This is a genomic window from Herbaspirillum sp. Her2 (genome assembly GCF_057961375.1).
Genome location: NZ_CM176331.1, coordinates 2,178,703 through 2,197,063 on the forward strand (window position 1 = coordinate 2,178,703; position 18,361 = coordinate 2,197,063).

Here is an 18,361-nt window from a genome sequence, read left to right on the forward strand (position 1 = left end):
GCGACCTCATCATGAAAATCGCCATCTTCGTCCTGGCCGACATGTTCGTTCCGCTCATGCTCAGTACCGGCAATTGTCTGGAACATCAACATGGTCATCAGGTACGCTATCTGAACTTCCTTCCCCACGACCACAAGCTGCTGGCCAAGAATACCGGTCAACTTTACCCTCGCGATCTGGAAACACTGGACGGTAGCAGGCACGAAGCCGACATACTGTTTTCCGAGGACGAAGTGAAGGAAATGGTCAGCTTCATGCAGACCAAGCACGGTGGGAGCCTGATTGAGTGGCATGACCGCGTCAATACCGTAGCACGCTATGTCAATCGATTCCTCGAGGAGCAGCAGCCCGAATTGTTCGTGGTGTGGAATGGTCAGGATCATATTGGCCAAGTCATCAGCATACTCTGCCGTCGCAGCGGCATCCCCGTGGTCTATCTGGAGAACGGCTACTTTGCGAATACGCTACAGGCTGACCTCGGGGGCGTGAATGCCTCTGCCACGTTGGCCTCACTGGACTTCGATGCCGTGCTTGCGCAAGCACAAGGACGGGGCGATACAGCCGTAGTCGACAAAACTGCGCCATCGTTGAACCTGCGACCGCTGACCCGCACGCAACTGGCCGCTATCGCCTTGGCTCACCGCACCAATCTATCCTACTACGGGCACTATCCCGAGCAACGGGGATTCAGCAGGATCAAGAGCTGGAAGATCAAGCGTCGACGGGCGGCCATCGCAAACGACCAAGCGAAGCTGCCGGCCCAATTCGCTTTCATCCCGCTTCAGGTCCATGACGATACGCAGGTGCTGCTCAATTCGAGACTGGTGCATTCGGTGGAAGAATTTTTCGAGACAGTGCATGCCGCGATTCGTCGTACCTGCGGCCCGGACTACCCCATCATCGTCAAGGAGCACCCGGAAGACCTTGGCCGCTACGACTACAGCCAGTTACGTCAAAAGTATCCTGATGTCCTCTGGCTGCGCAAGTTCGACGTCGAACTGCTGCTGGACCGCGCCACCATGGTCTTCGTCATCAACTCATCGGTAGGCCTGCAGGCGGTACGGCGCAAGACACCGACGGTAGTGCTGGGTGAATCGTTCTACTCGAAACCGGAAATCGCCTTCGTGGTCAACAACCTCGACCAGCTTGATGCCACTGTACAGCGTGCGAAAGCTGGCGTGGATGAAATCATGTCGGCGCATATCGATGCTTTTCTCGATGCCCTTGATCGCATCCTCTTCGTCAAGGGGACCTGGAAGTATCCCGCCTGCCTTCAGGCAGGACCGGCACTGGCTGCACGGCTGCTGGCCTTGTACGAACAGAGCATGCAAAAGGTCGGAGCGACGAACGCCTGAGACTGCCGCGGACAATATAAAAAGGAGAGCACGTGCTCTCCTTTTTTCATGGGGACCTTGCGCTCTCACGCTCGCTTGTAAACATCATCAAAGCGCACGATATCATCCTCGCCGAGATAGCTTCCCGACTGCACCTCGATCAGGTGCAGCGGTAACTTGCCCGGATTTTCCAGACGATGGGTCACTCCGATGGGCAGATAGATCGATTCGTTCTCGCTCAACAAGGTCACTTCCTCCCCACGCGTAACCAAGGCCGAGCCGCTGACCACCACCCAGTGCTCTGCGCGATGGTAATGCATCTGCAGCGACAGCTTCTCGCCCGGCTTGACGATGATGCGCTTCACCTGGAAACGCTCACCGGCGTCAACGCTCTCGTAGCTGCCCCACGGGCGGAAGACGCGCTTGTGATGCACGTGTTCGGTACGCTTTGCGTCCTTGAGCTTGTCAACGAAACTTTTGACTTCCTGCACCTTGTCACGGTGCGCCACCAACACGGCGTCATCCGTTTCGACCACTACCAGGTTTTCCACGCCGAGCACAGCGACTAGACGACTTTCCGCTCGAACCATGGTGTTCTTCACCTCCTTGAGATGTACGTCGCCACGAATCACGTTGCCTTCCTGATCGGCCGGCAGCACTTCGTGCAACGCACTCCACGATCCCACATCGCTCCAACCTATGCTGGCGGGCACCACCACGGCACGGGAGGTATTTTCCATGACAGCGTAGTCAATGGACTCCGATGGCGAAGCTGCAAAGGCAGTCTCGTCCAGGCGGCAGAAATCAAGGTCGTTATAGGCCTTGGACACAGCCTCCTTGACGGCCGCACCGATCAACGGGCGATGGATCTCCAGCTCGCTCAGATAATCACGTGCCTTGAAAAGGAACATTCCGCTGTTCCAGTAATACCCGCCCTGCTGCAGGAAGCCGCTAGCGGTCGCCAGGTCTGGCTTCTCGACGAACCGCTCTACCAGGAAGTTACCGCTTTCCGCGCTATCTGCGGCACCACGCAGAATGTAGCCATAGCCGGTCTCAGGTTGCGTCGGCTCAATACCGAAGGTGGCCAGCGCCCCCTTCTCCACCGAGACCAAAGCACGGCGCACCGCTGCGTGAAAGGACAGCACATCAGTGATGACATGGTCGGCCGGCAACACAAGCATCACGGCCTCCGGATCGAGACGCTGCAGGTGCAGAGCGGCAGCAGCGACCGCTGGGGCCGTGTTGCGACCCTGAGGTTCCAACATGATGCCCAGCGGCCGCATGCCGATCCCGCGCATCTGCTCGGCGATCATGAAGCGGTGCTCGTTGCCACACACCACCAACGGCGCCTGTACTTCGGGCCAGGAGCTGACCCGCGCCACGGTCTCCTGCAGCATGGTCTGCTCGCTGACAAGAGGAAGTAATTGCTTAGGATAGGCTGCGCGGGAAAGCGGCCACAAGCGGGTACCCGAACCACCGGACAGGATGACGGGATAGATTTTGAGATTAGACATTAAGTACTCCAGGTTTACTAAATCGCACTGCGCGGTTTGAGACGGCGATCCCGTGCATCGTTCCACTGCTCGTCCGGCCGATCGGAAGTATGTTTCATTTCGCCCTCGTGGGTGACACTGTACGCACCATAAACGACGCTGTTTTCAAAGGTCGTTCCACTCGCTACGCGAGTATATTCGAATAGCACACTGCGAATCACCTTTGCGCCACTGCAAATATGGCTGCCATGACCAATCCAGGCAGGTCCGATGATCGTAGAACCTGCCGCCACGTGCGAGCCGGCACCGATATAGACCGGTCCTTCGATAGTGGTTCCATCCCATTCGATGCGGGTATTCAAGCCCACCCACACACCTTCCTGAATCTGCGTGCCCGGCACGTACATCTGCGCTACTTCGCCCTTGAGCACGCTTTGCAGTACCGACCAAAAATCGGTGACATTGCCGATGTCGATCCAGTTGAAGAAACGATTCTGGGCATAGAACGGTAATTGCTTTTCCACCAGTAACGGGAACAGGTCAGCACCGATATCGAAGAATTTGTCCTTGGGAATCAGGTCCAGCGCGGCGGGCTCCATGATGTAGATGCCGGTGCTGGCCAGATTGGAGAGTGCCTCTTCCTGTTTAGGCTTTTCCTGGAAGGACTTCACCTTGCCATCCTTCTCGGTTACCACGATACCATAGCTGGAGACTTGCTCCATCGGCACTTCCTTGGTGATGACGCTCACCAGGGCACCCTTGCGGCGGTGTTCGAACAGGGCCGAATGAATATCCAGGTCGATCAGCGCATCACCACAGATGACCAACGTGGTTTCATCGAAAAAGCCACCGAATTCCTGGATTTTCTTCATCCCTCCGGCAGAGCCGATCGGATCTGGAAAGACCTGACCATCATCATCAACGTAGCCTTCGAAGGAATAGCCAATGCGCGCACCGAAGCGCTGACCTTCGCCGAAGTAATTCTCAATGCGGTCGTGCAGATAGCTGACGTTGACCATGATGTCCTGGATACCGAACTTGACCAAGTGCTCGATCAGGTACTCCATCACGGGCTTGCCGAGGATGGGAATCATCGGCTTGGGGAGTGCGTAGGTCAAGGGCCGTACGCGTGTCCCCTTGCCCGCTGCCAGGATCATTGCTTTCATGAGTGCCTTTTCTATCGTTAATATTTGAGCTGAAAGTGCCGACCGCAGAGATCACGTCTCCATGGCCGTCAAGCCAAGGGTTGAAGCAAATAATGTGCGCAGTGCCACTCGAATTGCCGGCGCAACGCTGCTGACACACCAAGCATTGCCCACGGCCTACCCCTCGCACAACATGCGCCATATAACAGCATCAGAGATGCCAACGCCGCGCTGTCGATGTGAGCCAGCTCTGAACAGTCCACCAGCATGGGCCCGGACCGATCGGCCGCGCTCGGCAGGAGTGCACGCAAACGCGCAATATTGGGCAGCCCTAGAGCACCCGTCAGGATTAGCCGACAATCACCATCTTGTTGCCGCACACTAATGATCGCCTTGTCGAATTCGGATGGTGCAGGTGCTCTCTGACGCCGCGACACTGCCAGCGGTACAACACGATTGACCAGCACACTCAACAAGCCGATACCATCCTGCCAGTAACGCTTCCAAAGTTTTGGCTCTTCCTTGATGCGCCACAGCCATTCCATGCCGGACTTCTGTGCCCACACGGGTGCCCGGGAGACAGTTCCCGCAACAAAATTGACCACGGCACCCAGATGACTGACCAGCGGAACTGTCAGGCGAGACAGATTGAACTGGATCCATGCTTGCCCCTTTTTGGCACCTAGTGCTACCACAAGGAAGTCGGCTCCACTGGCATTGATACGATCAATCACGGATGAGTCGCTCATTTCTTCGATGCTACCAAATCCCGGACTATCGAACCCGACGGCACGCATTCCCGACGGCGTAGCATTGAGCTTTTCGCTGGCCCGCTGTGCCACGCCCGGCGGACCACCAAAAAAATACACTCCTACAGCCTTATTGCCCGTGGGCATGCCTGCTTGCCGCAATGCTTGGAACAAGCTCGATCCAGCCACGCGCTCCTTGATGGGCAAGCCTGTGGCACGCGCGATCCAGATCAGCGGCATGCCATCGGCGATAGAAAGATCACTCTGGATTACCGACAAGCGGAACTGCGAATCGTCGAGGCAAGCGATAGCAAAATTCAGGTTGGGGGTAGAAAGGAAGCATCGTTGCCCCTGCACAGCGGCTTGCTGCGTCAGACGCACAGCCTCATCCAGACTGACGCAGTCGAATGGCAAACCGAGAATGCAAAACACATCACGGTTGAAGTCAGGCAGGGGGCCCCATGGCTGCTCCGGCGCAGCAACGACAAGTCCAGGAGAGAGATGGCGAGCGTTATTCTGAATCACGTTTTGACCTCACCCACGCCACTTGGCGGTTGAACAAGAATTTGAAATACAGGGGTAACTTGCGCGCGACATATCCAACAGCTCCGAGCAGTTCGCGCAGACTGATGATGCTACGGCCATAGCCATTCCAGGCAATCAATACCGCGCTCCCGATGCAGACCAGCAGCGCACTGGCGATAACCACTGGCATCACCGCGCCCATTCCAACCCAAAACAAGGTCGTGATGACCCATGCGGCCACTACCAGCATCACGAGCAGCGCAAGGGGCGGCACGCTCAGATCCAGTGCCAACCCTGCCATCGCCAGGTTGCCACGCCTGAGGGCCCCCACTAACAGGCGTGGCACATAAGACTGGATCACGCTGAGATGGCCGTGTTCCCAGCGCGTTCTCTGAGTCTCAACGCCACTGTCACTGGACGGAAAATAACTGTAGACCATGGCTTGCGGACAAAACAGCGGTGCCTGTCCGGCTTCAGCCAGATCGACGCCCAACTTCATATCCTCGACAATGTGGCCGGTGGCCAGATCTGCGCTGCGGATCTGCTCCCAGGTGAATGCCATCCCGGTCCCCATCAACTGACAAGGCAATCCGATCCGATGAAACCCAAGTGGCCGTACCCAATTCTTTACCAACCAGGCAAACTCGGCGATCTTGCGCATTGCGCCCGCCCCCTCTGGGGTATGCATCAGATAGAGCGCCTGTACCGGACGCCCCGACTGGGCGCACCGGCGCCCCAAGGTATCCAGAGCCTGCTCCCCTAGAAAGCAATCAGCATCCACGATGATGACAACATCCGGCGCATCGGCAGCCAGATGAGCGATGCCGTGGTCAAGCGCATAACCCTTCCCGCGCAACTCATCATGAAACCGTTCAGTAACTTCAGCTCCCGCAATACGTGCGATTTGGGCTGTCTCATCCGAGCAATTGTCCGCCACGACCAGCACCCGGTCAGCGCTGTCCAACTGCTTGACAATGCCATGTATAACATCGGCAATTCCGCCGGCCTCATTGTGAGCCGGAACCAGTACGGCAAGCCGCGGTCGCTTCTGCCCCGTGTCGCTTGCCCCCCTGACGGGTCCGCGTGCGCAGACCACCTGCAGCAAAAGTACCAGTACCGGCACCGCAAGAAGCGCCAGCGCTACCAGCAAAAACACTTGCACAATCGAGATGATTATCGACATATTCATTTCCTCTGGACTGCCGAAGCTGTCCGAATCTTCCAAACTACTCGCATTTAATGCTACTGAGCGACAATCTTCCAGCCTTGCAAAGAAACCTGCCACATCCGAGGTGGCAACCTGCAGATGCCGCAAGATGTCCAGGCAACGTTGGCATGGAAATCAAGATCCAAGTCAGACCACTCTCTATTATGCGACAGTCACCGCCGCCGATGCTGCAATGCATCAACAATATTTATGAAACGGCAGCGCCGGAGCTGCCCTGAGCATCCGCCATCGCTTTTCGAGGCATCAGACCGATGCCTGACTACAATGATCGATATACTTTCCACCTTCTCATTAAAATTACTTACATTTTCGAGGATGCGTAGAACTTAATCCACCTGGCCAGATCATCACTAAACCACACCAACAGGAGTTGCTTATGCCACGGCCCACCACCACACTAAGACGCTTTCAACTGACACTCGGACTGACCGCTGTGCTTGCCGCTGCACCAGGCTGGGCCCAGGAATGGGGTACTTATATGAAACCCTTTGCTGCCGACTCGCTGTGGAACAGTCGCCCGGTGAATCCGGTGTTTGATTCCTTCGTCATTCCGACTGACAGCTATTTCCCCACGGTGACTAATAACACCTATTCCACCGGCATCTTCCTGGCGTCGCCGGATGACCCGCCGGTCACCATCACCGGTCTGACTGGCAGCAAAGGCCTGTTCCATACGGATGACGAGAATTATCACGACATCACCATTCCACACTGGCCGGCTTCAGCGAAAGCCGCACCGGGGACGGACGGTCATGCTGACATCGTTGACCCCACGACTGGCATTGTGCATTCGCTCTTCAAGCTCAAGCAGGAAGGGACAAAATGGACTGCTGCCATGTATGCCTGGACCAAAATCGATGGACGCGGCTGGGCTGATCCAGGCCATTACTATCAGGGTGCCCGTGCTACCGGCGTACCAGCGGCGGCAGGCATCATCCGTATCCATGAGGCGGCCCAGAAGCCCCAGTACTATCCTCATGCGCTGGCGATGTCACTGACCTACTCGGGCCTGAGCCCCAATCCCGCCTATGTGTTCCCGGCCACCTCAGCAGATACCGAAGCCGCCATCCGCAACAAGGGCGGCATTCCCGAGGGCAGTCTGGTGATGCTGCCGCCAGACTTCGATACCAGCAAACTTACCAACGCAGAAGTCCGCCGGATCGCTGAAACACTCAAACGCTACGGTGCTTACATCGTCGATGCCAATATCGGCACGCCCTTCGTCATCTACGCAGAGATCGGTGCCGACGCCAATCCTTCGCCGAGCGGATGGAACAATACCGTCGCCACTGAAATGCAGTCGATCCGCGCAGCTCTTCGCCGGGTGGTCAGCGCCCAGGGCTGGATCGACGGTAACGGCAAGACCTTTACGCCCAACCAGAACCTGAATCTGCTTTCCATGCGTGGCAACTGGACCCAGCAATCCGGCAGCGCATTGGGCCAGTACAGCTCTTGGGACCAAGCCGTGGTTTTCCCGGCGACCAACTCGATGTCCGAAGTCGTGAACTACAGCAACCGCGGAATGAACGCAGTGACCTGGGCCAAGCCAGTCAGCGGTGCCACCTACAAACTGACCGCCAACACCACGAACGGCGGCAAACTTCGCATGAGCATCTACGACCAGTTGGTGGGCAAAGTCGTCTTCGACAGCGGCTATCTGGCCAATGGCGAAAGCAAGACTTTTACCTGGACCGCGAGCTCGCCGCGCCTCGTGCTTTACGCCCAGAGTGGCGTGGGCAGCAAGTCTGCAGTCGGCGGCGATCTACGCAAGGCCGACTGATACTTGCCCAGCCACAACAAAAGTCGCAATCCAGCCGCAGTCCTCGACTGCGGCTTTTTTATCGGGCCACGCCTGACGGCAGCAGTCCATCCTTCTGCATCGACTGCAACAAATACTTGGACGCTGCCAGGCTGATGTGCTGATCGTCGTTGTACAAATAAGCACCATTTATCTTTGATCTGCACTGGGCCGATGAGCAGAACAGTGCCACCGGATCGAATACCGTCGCCTTCGGATGCAACTGGCGCAGCTCGCTCACGGCGGCATCGTAGGGCTTTCTGATCTGGTCATGCTCGGCGCGGGTATAAGCACATTCGCGGATCGGACCGTCACCGAGTCGGTTCACGCAAGCATGCGGGTCCAGTTTGAGGAATGGCACATCAGCAACGAACACGACCTGCTTGCCTTGCCCAATGAAACTTTCAATCAACGCGCCATATCCGGACATGAACGCCTCTCGCTGGCTCAACGCGTGATCGTTGACCTTGTACTGCGAGGGCTCATCGAGATTGCCCCGCGGGTAAGCCCCGCTGATCACCACCGTCCGGATGGAAGGGAATCTCTGACCAACGGCGATTGCCTGACGGGCAATCTCCGTGCAATTGTTGGACCAGCGCCGCAAATTGGCGGGCTCGTAGGGCAAGTTGGGATACACACGGCAGGCGTGCCCGGCCACCATGATGGACGGCAGTGCAAGTTGACGACTGAAAATCGCCGAATGCAGTGCCATGACGTGGCTATCCCCGACGAAGAGCACTTGCGGCTGCGCCGAATTGGAAAGACAGACCTCTTCACTGACTGGAACCAGTTGATTGAGGCGATTGCAACTGCCATCGGAGTTGCGCGAGCCATCGAATACATCCGTATGGGCGAGGTAATCCAGCTTCTCATTGATCGCCCGCTGAGGGAAACCGCCATTGTGATAGATGACGGCCCCCGCCAGTCCTACCGCTGTGTTGACCAGCAGCAGCGCCCAAACGATGCGTATCCCACTGGCATGCCGAAGCGGACGCTCAATGAACAGGAAGGTGCCCCACGCCAGCAACATGGCCGCCAGTACCGCCATCAGACGCCATTGCTGGGGGGCGGTTTGACCGGCAATGATGGTCGCAAAGGACAGCAGCGGCCAGTGCCAGAGATACAGTGGATAGCTGATCAGCCCAATCCCGACCAACGGCTTACTGGCGAGTATCTTACGATTGAACCATGCCCCGGGGCCCGCCGAGAGTAAAAGAAATGCTCCTGCGCACGGCAGCAGCGCCCACCAGCCCGGGAAGCTGCGCTCGCCATTGAGCAGGACGAACCCCAGCACCAGTAAAATCAAGCCCAGCCACGCTTGCCATTCCTTGGCGCGCGCATTCAGGTCGGAACGATGCAGATTGATATAGGCGAGGGTGCCACCCACCATCAACTCCCAGAATCGTGCGAACGGCGAGTAGAACGCTGCGGTCTGGTCATGTCCGATCAAATAAAGATTGATGAGGAACGACAACAGAGCGATCACTCCGACGATGCGCAGAAATCCCCACTTACGTTTCCACACAAAGGCCAGCAGCAGAGGCCAGAACAGATAGAACTGCTCTTCGATCGCCAGACTCCAGAGATGCAGCAATGGCTTGGTCTCGGCGGAGTTATCGAAGTAGCCGCTTTCGCGCCAGAACAGAATATTGGAAATGAAGGTCGACCCACCCAGCATGTGCTTGCCCAGCTGACGGTACTCGTCAGCGAACAAAATGATTCCCCCGGCGACCGCACATGCGACCATCACCGTCATCAGGGCGGGGAAAATGCGTTTGACGCGGCGGATGTAGAAATCGAGGATACTGAAGCGATCATGCTCAAGATTGTTGAAGATGATCAGCGAAATCAGGAAACCGGAAATGACAAAGAAAATGTCGACGCCGATGAAACCGCCCTTGAACCACTCCGGGAAAGCGTGAAAAATGACCACTGAACCGACCGCGATCGCACGCAGACCGTCGATATCGGGACGATACTTAGGATGCAGCTGAGGTACATCCTGACCTGCCGCCGGGGCAACCGAAACCGCACTGGGCGAGCCTTTCGGAGGGAGGGAATTTTTCTGGGTGGAGACCATTTTCAGAGTTTTCGTACAAAAACCGTGCTAGCGGAGCCGCGCCCTGACCACGCGCAACGGAGCATCAATCAAGCGATCCACCAGTACCGCGAACAGCAAGGAAACGGCCAGTGCCACGAGAACGTTCAGTGGCGCATAGGAAAATAAGCGATCTACGTTATTGAGCATGACGTAATGGGCCAGATAGATCGAATAGGAATAGACTCCGATCCGCCGAACCCAAGCCGCATTGAGCCAGCGGAAGGGCCAAAGTTCCGGATTGGTTACCGAGTAATAAAAGAGAGGAATGAGCGCAATACCTTGCAGAGAGTAACGCACGGTTTCTCTGAACACCTCACTGCGAACCAACAAGGTGCTCAACAGGAGCAGTAGTCCGGCCCATATCGCAGTAGCTCTCACTTTTGGCGTTTGCAGCTGCTGCTGCCATTGCGACGTCAGCGACAGCGTCGCCAGAATGCAGCCATAAAGCATGGAATCGATGCGCGTATCGGTGGCATAGTAAGTTCGTTCGGTGCTGACCGCTACTCCCATGACGAGATAGCAGCGCCAAGCGAGGAACATCACGCAGGCAACACCCAAGTAAAACGGCAGCCGCTGCCGCTGCGCATTGCGCAAGGAAAGCAATAGCAATGCCGGGAAGAAGAAATAAAAATGCTCTTCCACTGCCAGCGACCAGAACACGCCCGTCCCCTGCGGCACCGTATGAGCGGCATCAAAGAACAACGCGTAATAATTGGCGAAATAAAACAACTGCGCAAAGAAACCGGTCCACGTGGCATAGCCTTTGAAGACACCCAGGTAGGTCAGCAAATACGTCGCCACCAGCACCAGCAACAAGGGCGGAGTCAGGCGAAGAAGACGTCGCAGATAAAAATGCCTGATGTTGATGGTGCCAGTACTTGCATGCTCGCGCAGCAGCAAGGTGGTGATGAGATAGCCACTCAGGAAAAAGAAAATGGTCACACCCAGCCCGCCTGGCACCAGCCTGCCCAAGCCCGCATGACTGGTCGCAACAATGAGGATGGCAACCGCCCGCCATCCATCCAGGGAGGCAATATCCTGGTGCTTGGTATGCACCATGCTCATGGTGCCTTCCCCAGAACAGGGCGATCCGAGGTAACCGATGCGGCGAACAATCTGGCCAACTTGCCGGCCTCGGTATCGATTGAATGCCTTGCCACCGCACGTGCGTGCGCGCACTCCCCCATCTGCTGCAGCTGTTCGGGCGTAGCACTCAGGCAGGCTTGCATGGACTCCACCAGACGGCCAATATCCCCTGCAGGAAAGAGCCAGCCATTCTCACCATCCAACACCAGTTCAGGGATGCCGGCAATGAAGGTAGTCAGCACCGGACGACGCAGCGCCATTGCCTCCATCACCACCACCGGCAGACCTTCTGCGAAACTAGGCAATACCATCGCACGCGCAGCAAGCAATTCCTCTCGTACCTGGCGACTGCTGATCCATCCGGTGATCCGAATTTTTTCCTGCAAGCCGTAGTGCGCAACACGCTCTTCAATCTGCGGCCGCATTTCACCATCCCCGGCCAGCACCAACTCAAACTCGATGCCATTGCTTGCAAGTACAGCGGCCGCCTCGACCAGCAACAATTGCCCCTTCTGCTCACACAGGCGACCCACACAGACCAGACGTGCGGACGACTGCGGCTGCAGCGGCGCGTCCGAATAAAAGCCACGATCCAGGCCGCAATGAACGATGGCGACCTTTGACCAGATACTCTGCTCCACCCAGCGGTATAACTGACTCTGGCAGAAAGAAGTGATGGCAATGGTGAACGCGGAGCGGCGGATCTTTTCGTCCAGCCCAAGGGCCACGGGCTTGTCGAACTCTTCAGGGCCATGCACTGTGAAACTGTAGGGAGGACCACCCAGGCAGTGCGCCAGCATGACGATCTCGGCGGAGTTGGTCCCGAAATGCGCATGTATGTGACCCGCATCAAACTTCCGTGTCCACTCCACGACCTGCGCAGCTTCCATGAGGTAGATCAGGTGATAGATCAGACCGCGCTCACGACGGCGTGCCATGTTGAAAGCCAACGCCAGCGCGGAGACAAAGCCCTTTGGATTGGCAAGGATCGTGCGCAGCATGGGACTCAGCAAGCCGACAATACCGTTTTTGAGAACGTAGCGCGTACGGTCACGTTCGCCACGGTCATCGTCATCGACAACCTCGGCATCCCATCCACGTAACGCGATGCGATCAATCGCAAAGCCTTGCGCTTCGACAGCGGCGATCTCCCGGCGGATGAAGCTGTGGCTGACTTTGGGATACTGGTTGATAAAGTAAGCGATTCTTTTTGTCATGGCTGCGTTGAATAAGCAATGCACTTCCCGCCCGCGAGGCAGAAAGAAAACGATGGGACAATCCTCGATATGGCCATGTCAGGCGGATGTCGAGCGGCGAAATGACGCCTGTTCCAGGCGCCGGTTCTTTTTCGCGAGAACCTCCAGTTGGCCCTGCTGGCTGTTATGGTAGACCGACCATCCCATCCCCATGACCAGCCAGAAATACCAGTTGAAGGCCAGGTAGGACAGCATGTTGTCAGAGGCTGACACAACGATATATTCAATCAAAGTACAGATCAGAATGACACCGCCCAGCGAGTCCTGTTTCTGATACCGGATCAACACGCGTAATACCTGATAGAAGATCGCAAGGTAGGCCACCATTCCGACCAGCCCAGTATCAAAGAACCACTGAACGAACACACTATGCGCGCCCCATTTCACCCCGCCAGAGAGCGGGAAAAACAGTGGCGAATAGTAGGGAAAGGCTTCGACACCATAGCCGAACAAATAGTGTGAAGAACTCATCCAGTTCAATCCAGAACTCCAGAGGTAGGTTCTCCATGCGAAGGAGTTGAGCTTGGCGTAAGTGGTGACCGTGTTGCCGCTGTCGAGCTGCAAGATACGCTCCTGGACACTCGGAATGAGCAAGGCCAGCGTCGCAAGTATCAGCATGTAAACAAGATAGCGTCGCTCGTACTTGATGCCGTAGAGGAGGAAGATCAAAAAACAAGCCACCCATGCGCTACGCGTCTGCGTAAGCAAAAGCAACAAGAACAAGAGACCCAGATAACCCGCCAGTGCAAAGCGCTTGAACTGATCAAGCTTGAATTGCGCGCTCTTGATGACGTAGAGGCCCAGGGCGATAGCCAGTGTCAGGTAGAACGCGAAGATATTGGGATGACCAAACGTACTCTGCAGACGAAAACCGCTGAGACCGCCGCGTGCGTTCAAGGCAGTGCTCACGAAACCATACGCCGCTGGAATCAGTGATGAAGCCACGACCAGCAGAACCATGGAACGGAACTGCTCTGGAGTGCGTACCACATAGAACGCACACACAAACACCGCAAAATACGAGCACAGGCCCAGGACGATCTTCAGTGCCGCTCCCTTGTCTGGGGACACCACCATTCCGATGGTGGCGATACCCAACAAAATCATCCATGGCACCCAAGCCTTGCGTGGCAACAGCTTCGGTTTTTCAACCACGAAGAGCAAGGCAATCAGAATGATCAGCGCATTGATCGCTCCACCGAGCCCCAGCGAAAAGCTGCCACCCGATCCCACACGTGTGGACTCCAGGACAATATCGCCGGAGGCACGCAACAGCAGCACGCATAGCAGCAGCAGACGTTTGTTGAACACAAACAGTCCTCCCAGCAGCAACAGCGCGGGCAAGGCTGCCAGCTTGGCGAGACTGCCATCGAGCGCGGAAGCGAGCACTGGCAGTGCCAAACCGAACACCACTGCGATTGCACATGCAACGAGCAAAAGCACGATCTGTGAAGATTGCAGGTTGATTCTTCTCATCATTTTTCCTCGGTCACTGAGACCGCAATATTCGCCTCTACATCAGCCGTCACATGATGCCGGATGATGATTGCATGCCAGGGGCAAAGAGACAGGCAACGGTCGCCCATCTCGCCAGATGGAGTCAGGACACATCAGCGCCATCCATCTGCCCACCTTTGCCCTCAATGAGGAGTTAGCAATCCTGGATGGGTAAGGTGCATGGCGCCGTCCAGTTCTTTCAGGAATTGTTCTTGCAGCGCAAAGGCATGGGCTTGACTGTCCTGATCTTGCAGAAGGCTTGACGCACGTACCAGAATGCCATCGGAAACCCGGCCGCTCATGCCATCCTTGAAAATCTTCCAACGGGCAGCGAGCCCCCCCTGTGGAAATCCATCACCAATGCGAACCCAATAACTGACAGCTTCTTGTCGGCCCTTGTTGCTGGCAACGAAGCGCGAACCAGCAATCTGCGGACCGTCAGGACGTGTCTGCATGCTCACTGGCTGCCCATCAGCCAAAGTAAAGCCTTGGGCGACGTAACAGACCTCCGGCAAGTGGATCTTTACATCCTGGCTCTGCTCGGCAGCATAGGCCAGGGCCAGCATGACCATTTCGCCACGACTATTGACGTAGGTTCGGCCAAGGACGTCGTCATAAGGTTGATCCGCATTGCGGCCAGTTCCATCGTCCAATCCGACAGTGACTTGCAGAAACGGAGATGGGACCTCTCTCCACTGGCCAAACTGCGATGGCACGATTGCCGAAAAATTCTGTTTCTTGAGCGGCTGCGCCATATGGGGAACCAGCATGCCCGCGGCTGCGACGGACAAGGCCATGACCAGCGCAACAGGGATGGCCAGTCGGATATTCATGGCGAACTTGTCGCGGTTGTTACTTTCGCCGGCCACGCGCACGCGCTGAACTGCAACTGGGACAGCCTCGCCCCGCAGGTTGGCCCAACGTACGGCGATCCAACGCAACAATCCATCCAGCGCGATGATCAAGCCCAGCGCAACGAGAAAGAGCAACATACCTGCAAAGCCGTGGAGAAAACCCTGCCCGGCAGCATCCCCCATGTAGTAGGTGATGAGCGCAAGTACCATCACTCGCACGGTATTGGCGGTGAATGAAATAGGAACGATCAAAACTGCCAGCACCACGTTGCGCAACAACGATTGATGGCGCACCAGGTTCATGTACAGCAGGCCGAGTGCCTCAAGGGTGAACAGTGAATTCAATCCGGCGCAAGCATCGGCGACCAGCAACTGGTAGGGGCCGATGTAGAGAATCACGCCGCTGCGGGCGATTGGGTACCCCAGCAGGCGCAACACCTGCTCTGACGCATAGGACACGCCAATTTTGAGCGGCTGTGTCAGCAGGTCCACCACTGAAGCGGGTAACGGGACCATGAACAGCATGAAAAAGAAGGCGAACCACAGACGACCGCAGGTACGTATCCCGAATTGCAGCAGCACGATCCCCATCAGGATGGGAATGAGCGAGCCTGCCTCCATGAACAGCACGGTCTGCGAGCGCCCGAGTACGAAGCAAAGCAGACCGAGCAGCAAGAAGAAAACACCAGGTACTGGAGCAGGTTTGCGCTCGATGAGCCCCTCCTCCAGCAACTGCCTGACTCGCACGAACATGTAGCAGCACGCTACGACCAGAACGATCGGACCATGCGCGTTGCGTTCGGTCCCCCATACCCCATGAAAGAGATCGATGAAACTGGGTATGTACATCGCCGCCAACCCAGCCGCGATGACGATCCACGGCAAACCGGAGAAGCGTGGTCCAGGCAGGGGACGAAAGGTATCAGCAGTCATCGTGACGCTTTCTGGCAAATGACTAGCGCTCAGAACTCGTTGACCACGCTGCCAACCAAAGCGACATGCGCGCTGGTCAGACGTTCAGCAAACGTACGGACTGCAGAAATGTGCGTGACATTGGTACGTACGACCATGAGGCTGCCACCAGCGCGCGCGGAAATCATGTTGCCGTCCGCGTATTGCGTGCCAGAAGGCGTGTCAACCAAGATGACATCAAAATCCTGGGCAAAGTCGCTGAGCATCTGAGTGAAGTTGGGGCGCCCCAGCAGTTCCTGCGGATTGGGTGGGGTCGGACCGGCAGACAAGACGGTCAGGTCGAGCAGGTCCGGCACGCGTTGCAAGGCATCGGCCACGACACAACGGCCGGCAATCACGCCCGACAAGCCGTTACGATTATCCAGACCAAACAACTCATGTTGACAAGGCTTGCGCATGTCAGCATCGATGAGCAGGGTGCGCTCACCTAGCTGCGAAAATACAACGGCCAGGTTGGATGCGATGAAGCTACGCCCTTCCCCGCTCTCCGGGCTGACGATGGCAAGGGCCTTGTGCTTGGCATCGACGTCGAACCACCGCACCATCAGCTGACTGCGCAGCGCTCGCAGCGCCTCGACCTGCTTGCTGAAGGGATTGTAGGCCGCTACGACCTTTTCGCTGACCTTGCTTTCCCCCTTGAGTAGATAAGGGTAATCGAATTGGCGGGACAAGGCCTGGTCGATATCGGACTGGGTCAGCAAGCCCAGTTGGATTGCAGCATCTCCGAAGCGCAGACCACGCTCGCGCTGCAAGCGCAGGATGCGCTCCGCGTTTTCGGGCGAAAGCTTTCCGCTGTCCACCAGAATCGCACCAATGGATCGGTTCGGCAGGGATGCGCCTTCATTGAAGGTCAACGTTGCAGTAGTCATGTTATTCCCGGGATATCATATTTTTATTGACAGAGAGAGCCGCACACGATCAGGCCGGCTTGGATCGTCCGAATCCAAAACGTCGACGGCTGCTGCTCGCGGTGACAGGGCCGGAAATGGCACCCAACACCGGCAGCCCCAGCTCCTCGATCAGATCCTGCTCCGAACGCACGCGACGGTTGGTCAGTTCCAGCCCCAAGGCAGCCATCACGCCCAGGATAGTGCCCACGAAGAAGGCCAGAACGAGATTGACCAAGACACGTGGGCTGGAAGGATATGGCGGCGGAACGGCTGCCGATAACAGCGAAATATCGGACTGGTTGGACTGACCTTCCAAATTGGTCTGGGCGAAACGCTGCGTTGTCAGCTCGTAGGCACGCTGCGCACTTTCGAGTTCCCGGCTCAACACAGCCAGTTCGTCGCGCGTACGGTTCATTTCCAGCACCTTGCGCTTTTGCGCCTCGAACTCGGCACGAATCTCTGATTCACGCTTGGCCAGAATCGTGGCATTGCTGCCCACCGATGCAGAAATAGAGCTTGTGGCTGCTGCCAGCTGCGCACGCAAGCCATCGCGTTCGGCCTTCGCTGCCTGATAATCCGGGTGGTTCACGCCCAGACGCTTGGACGCCTGCTCGAAACGGGCCTCGGAGGCAGCCAGGTTGGACTTGAGCGTCTGAATGAGCGCGTTCGCATTGACATCTGGCGACTCAACCGCCCCACCACCAGCGGCCTGACGACGGCGGGACTCGGCTTCGGACAATGCCGCCTGAGCCATTACCAGCTGGGTCGAGAGGTCATTGAGTCGATTTGTCTCAACGTCGGTACGATTGTCGATATTGGTAATGCCGTGCTCTTCCTGATACTTGGAGAGCTTGGTCTGTGCCTGCTCGTAAGCATCGCGCAACACCTTGACCTGGTCATTGAAATAGGAAGATGCCTTCCGGGTTGGATCCAGCTTGAGCTGCATGCTCACATTTTGGTAAGCGGCAGCAAAGGCATTGGCAACCAATGCAGCAAATTGCGGGTCTTCAGCCTTGAAGGTGATATCGATGACGCTGCTCTCCTTCGAGGCAACTGCATCCAGTTTGCGCAACAAGATCCCGGCGAGCCAGTTGCGGATATCCAGTTCACCGTGGTTATCTGCATTGTAGGCATCCTTGACTTCCTGCTGATCAGCAAGCTTGAGACTATCCACGACAGCTAGAGCCACCGACGGACTATTGATGATCGCCACTTGCGTAGGCATGAAGCCCGGCAAAGCCTGCGGCGAAACGACCAGACCCGTGACGGGATCCGATGCCTTGTAGTTGAGCACGACCGAGGAGGTTGCCCGATATTGCTTGGGCAATACCAGACTGACGACGAGCGCCACTGCTACCGTAATAGAGACAATGAGCAAGATGACCTTGCGATGCGCCTGAAGGATCAGAAGAAATTGAGATAGATTCATGGGG

Annotated in this window: 13 protein-coding genes; 2 read left to right on the forward strand and 11 right to left on the reverse strand. The window is 56.7% G+C overall.

Features of this window, described 5'->3' with window-relative positions; all coding sequences use genetic code 11:
- Positions 1-11: 11 nt before the first annotated feature.
- Positions 12-1,355: a capsular polysaccharide export protein, LipB/KpsS family gene (locus tag ACWHXP_RS09880; protein WP_489625339.1), complete on the forward strand. Its 1,344-nt coding sequence runs from the start codon at positions 12-14 to the stop codon at positions 1,353-1,355.
- A gap of 65 nt (positions 1,356-1,420) precedes the next feature.
- Here the strand turns inward: ACWHXP_RS09880 and ACWHXP_RS09885 are convergent, their stop codons facing one another.
- From ACWHXP_RS09885 to ACWHXP_RS09900, 4 genes are all read right to left on the reverse strand, one after another.
- Positions 1,421-2,848 carry a mannose-1-phosphate guanylyltransferase/mannose-6-phosphate isomerase gene (locus tag ACWHXP_RS09885; RefSeq protein WP_489625338.1) on the reverse strand — a complete coding sequence of 476 codons (1,428 nt, stop codon included), beginning with the start codon at positions 2,846-2,848 and terminating at the stop codon, positions 1,421-1,423.
- A gap of 17 nt (positions 2,849-2,865) precedes the next feature.
- Positions 2,866-3,984 carry a nucleotidyltransferase family protein gene (locus tag ACWHXP_RS09890; protein ID WP_259435270.1) on the reverse strand — a complete coding sequence of 373 codons (1,119 nt, stop codon included), beginning with the start codon at positions 3,982-3,984 and terminating at the stop codon, positions 2,866-2,868.
- 77 nt (positions 3,985-4,061) lie between these two features.
- Positions 4,062-5,246 carry a WecB/TagA/CpsF family glycosyltransferase gene (locus ACWHXP_RS09895; RefSeq protein WP_489633931.1) on the reverse strand — a complete coding sequence of 395 codons (1,185 nt, stop codon included), beginning with the start codon at positions 5,244-5,246 and terminating at the stop codon, positions 4,062-4,064.
- Positions 5,233-6,429 (reverse strand): glycosyltransferase family 2 protein, encoded by a 1,197-nt coding sequence (locus ACWHXP_RS09900; protein ID WP_489633930.1) that lies wholly within the window; start codon positions 6,427-6,429, stop codon positions 5,233-5,235. The genes ACWHXP_RS09895 and ACWHXP_RS09900 overlap by 14 nt, the downstream gene beginning before the upstream one ends.
- A gap of 421 nt (positions 6,430-6,850) precedes the next feature.
- Here ACWHXP_RS09900 and ACWHXP_RS09905 point away from each other — a divergent pair, with 421 nt between their 5' ends.
- Entirely contained in the window at positions 6,851-8,254 is a 1,404-nt protein-coding gene (locus ACWHXP_RS09905) for an Atrophin-1 multi-domain protein (RefSeq protein ID WP_489633929.1), read from the forward strand.
- 58 nt (positions 8,255-8,312) lie between these two features.
- Here ACWHXP_RS09905 and ACWHXP_RS09910 read toward each other — a convergent pair whose 3' ends face one another.
- The 7 genes from ACWHXP_RS09910 to epsF all read right to left on the reverse strand — a co-directional run bounded on the left by ACWHXP_RS09910 (position 8,313) and on the right by epsF (position 18,357).
- A complete protein-coding gene (locus ACWHXP_RS09910) occupies positions 8,313-10,352 on the reverse strand; it encodes an acyltransferase family protein (protein ID WP_489633928.1) in 2,040 nt (679 codons plus the stop codon).
- 27 nt (positions 10,353-10,379) lie between these two features.
- A complete protein-coding gene (locus ACWHXP_RS09915; RefSeq protein WP_259434893.1) occupies positions 10,380-11,438 on the reverse strand; it encodes an acyltransferase family protein in 1,059 nt (352 codons plus the stop codon).
- A complete protein-coding gene (locus tag ACWHXP_RS09920; RefSeq protein WP_489625336.1) occupies positions 11,435-12,676 on the reverse strand; it encodes a glycosyltransferase family 4 protein in 1,242 nt (413 codons plus the stop codon). The genes ACWHXP_RS09915 and ACWHXP_RS09920 overlap by 4 nt, the downstream gene beginning before the upstream one ends.
- Before the next feature lie 78 nt (positions 12,677-12,754).
- Positions 12,755-14,191, reverse strand: a complete 1,437-nt coding sequence (locus ACWHXP_RS09925; RefSeq protein ID WP_489625335.1) for an O-antigen ligase family protein — start codon at positions 14,189-14,191, stop codon at positions 12,755-12,757.
- Positions 14,192-14,355: 164 nt separating this feature from the next.
- Positions 14,356-15,999, reverse strand: coding sequence for an exosortase B (gene xrtB, locus ACWHXP_RS09930; protein ID WP_489625334.1), 1,644 nt, complete (start codon positions 15,997-15,999; stop codon positions 14,356-14,358).
- 29 nt (positions 16,000-16,028) lie between these two features.
- Positions 16,029-16,907: a chain length determinant protein tyrosine kinase EpsG gene (gene epsG, locus ACWHXP_RS09935; protein ID WP_489633927.1), complete on the reverse strand. Its 879-nt coding sequence runs from the start codon at positions 16,905-16,907 to the stop codon at positions 16,029-16,031.
- Between the two features lie 49 nt (positions 16,908-16,956).
- Positions 16,957-18,357 carry a chain length determinant protein EpsF gene (gene epsF, locus ACWHXP_RS09940; RefSeq protein ID WP_489625333.1) on the reverse strand — a complete coding sequence of 467 codons (1,401 nt, stop codon included), beginning with the start codon at positions 18,355-18,357 and terminating at the stop codon, positions 16,957-16,959.
- Positions 18,358-18,361: the final 4 nt, after the last annotated feature.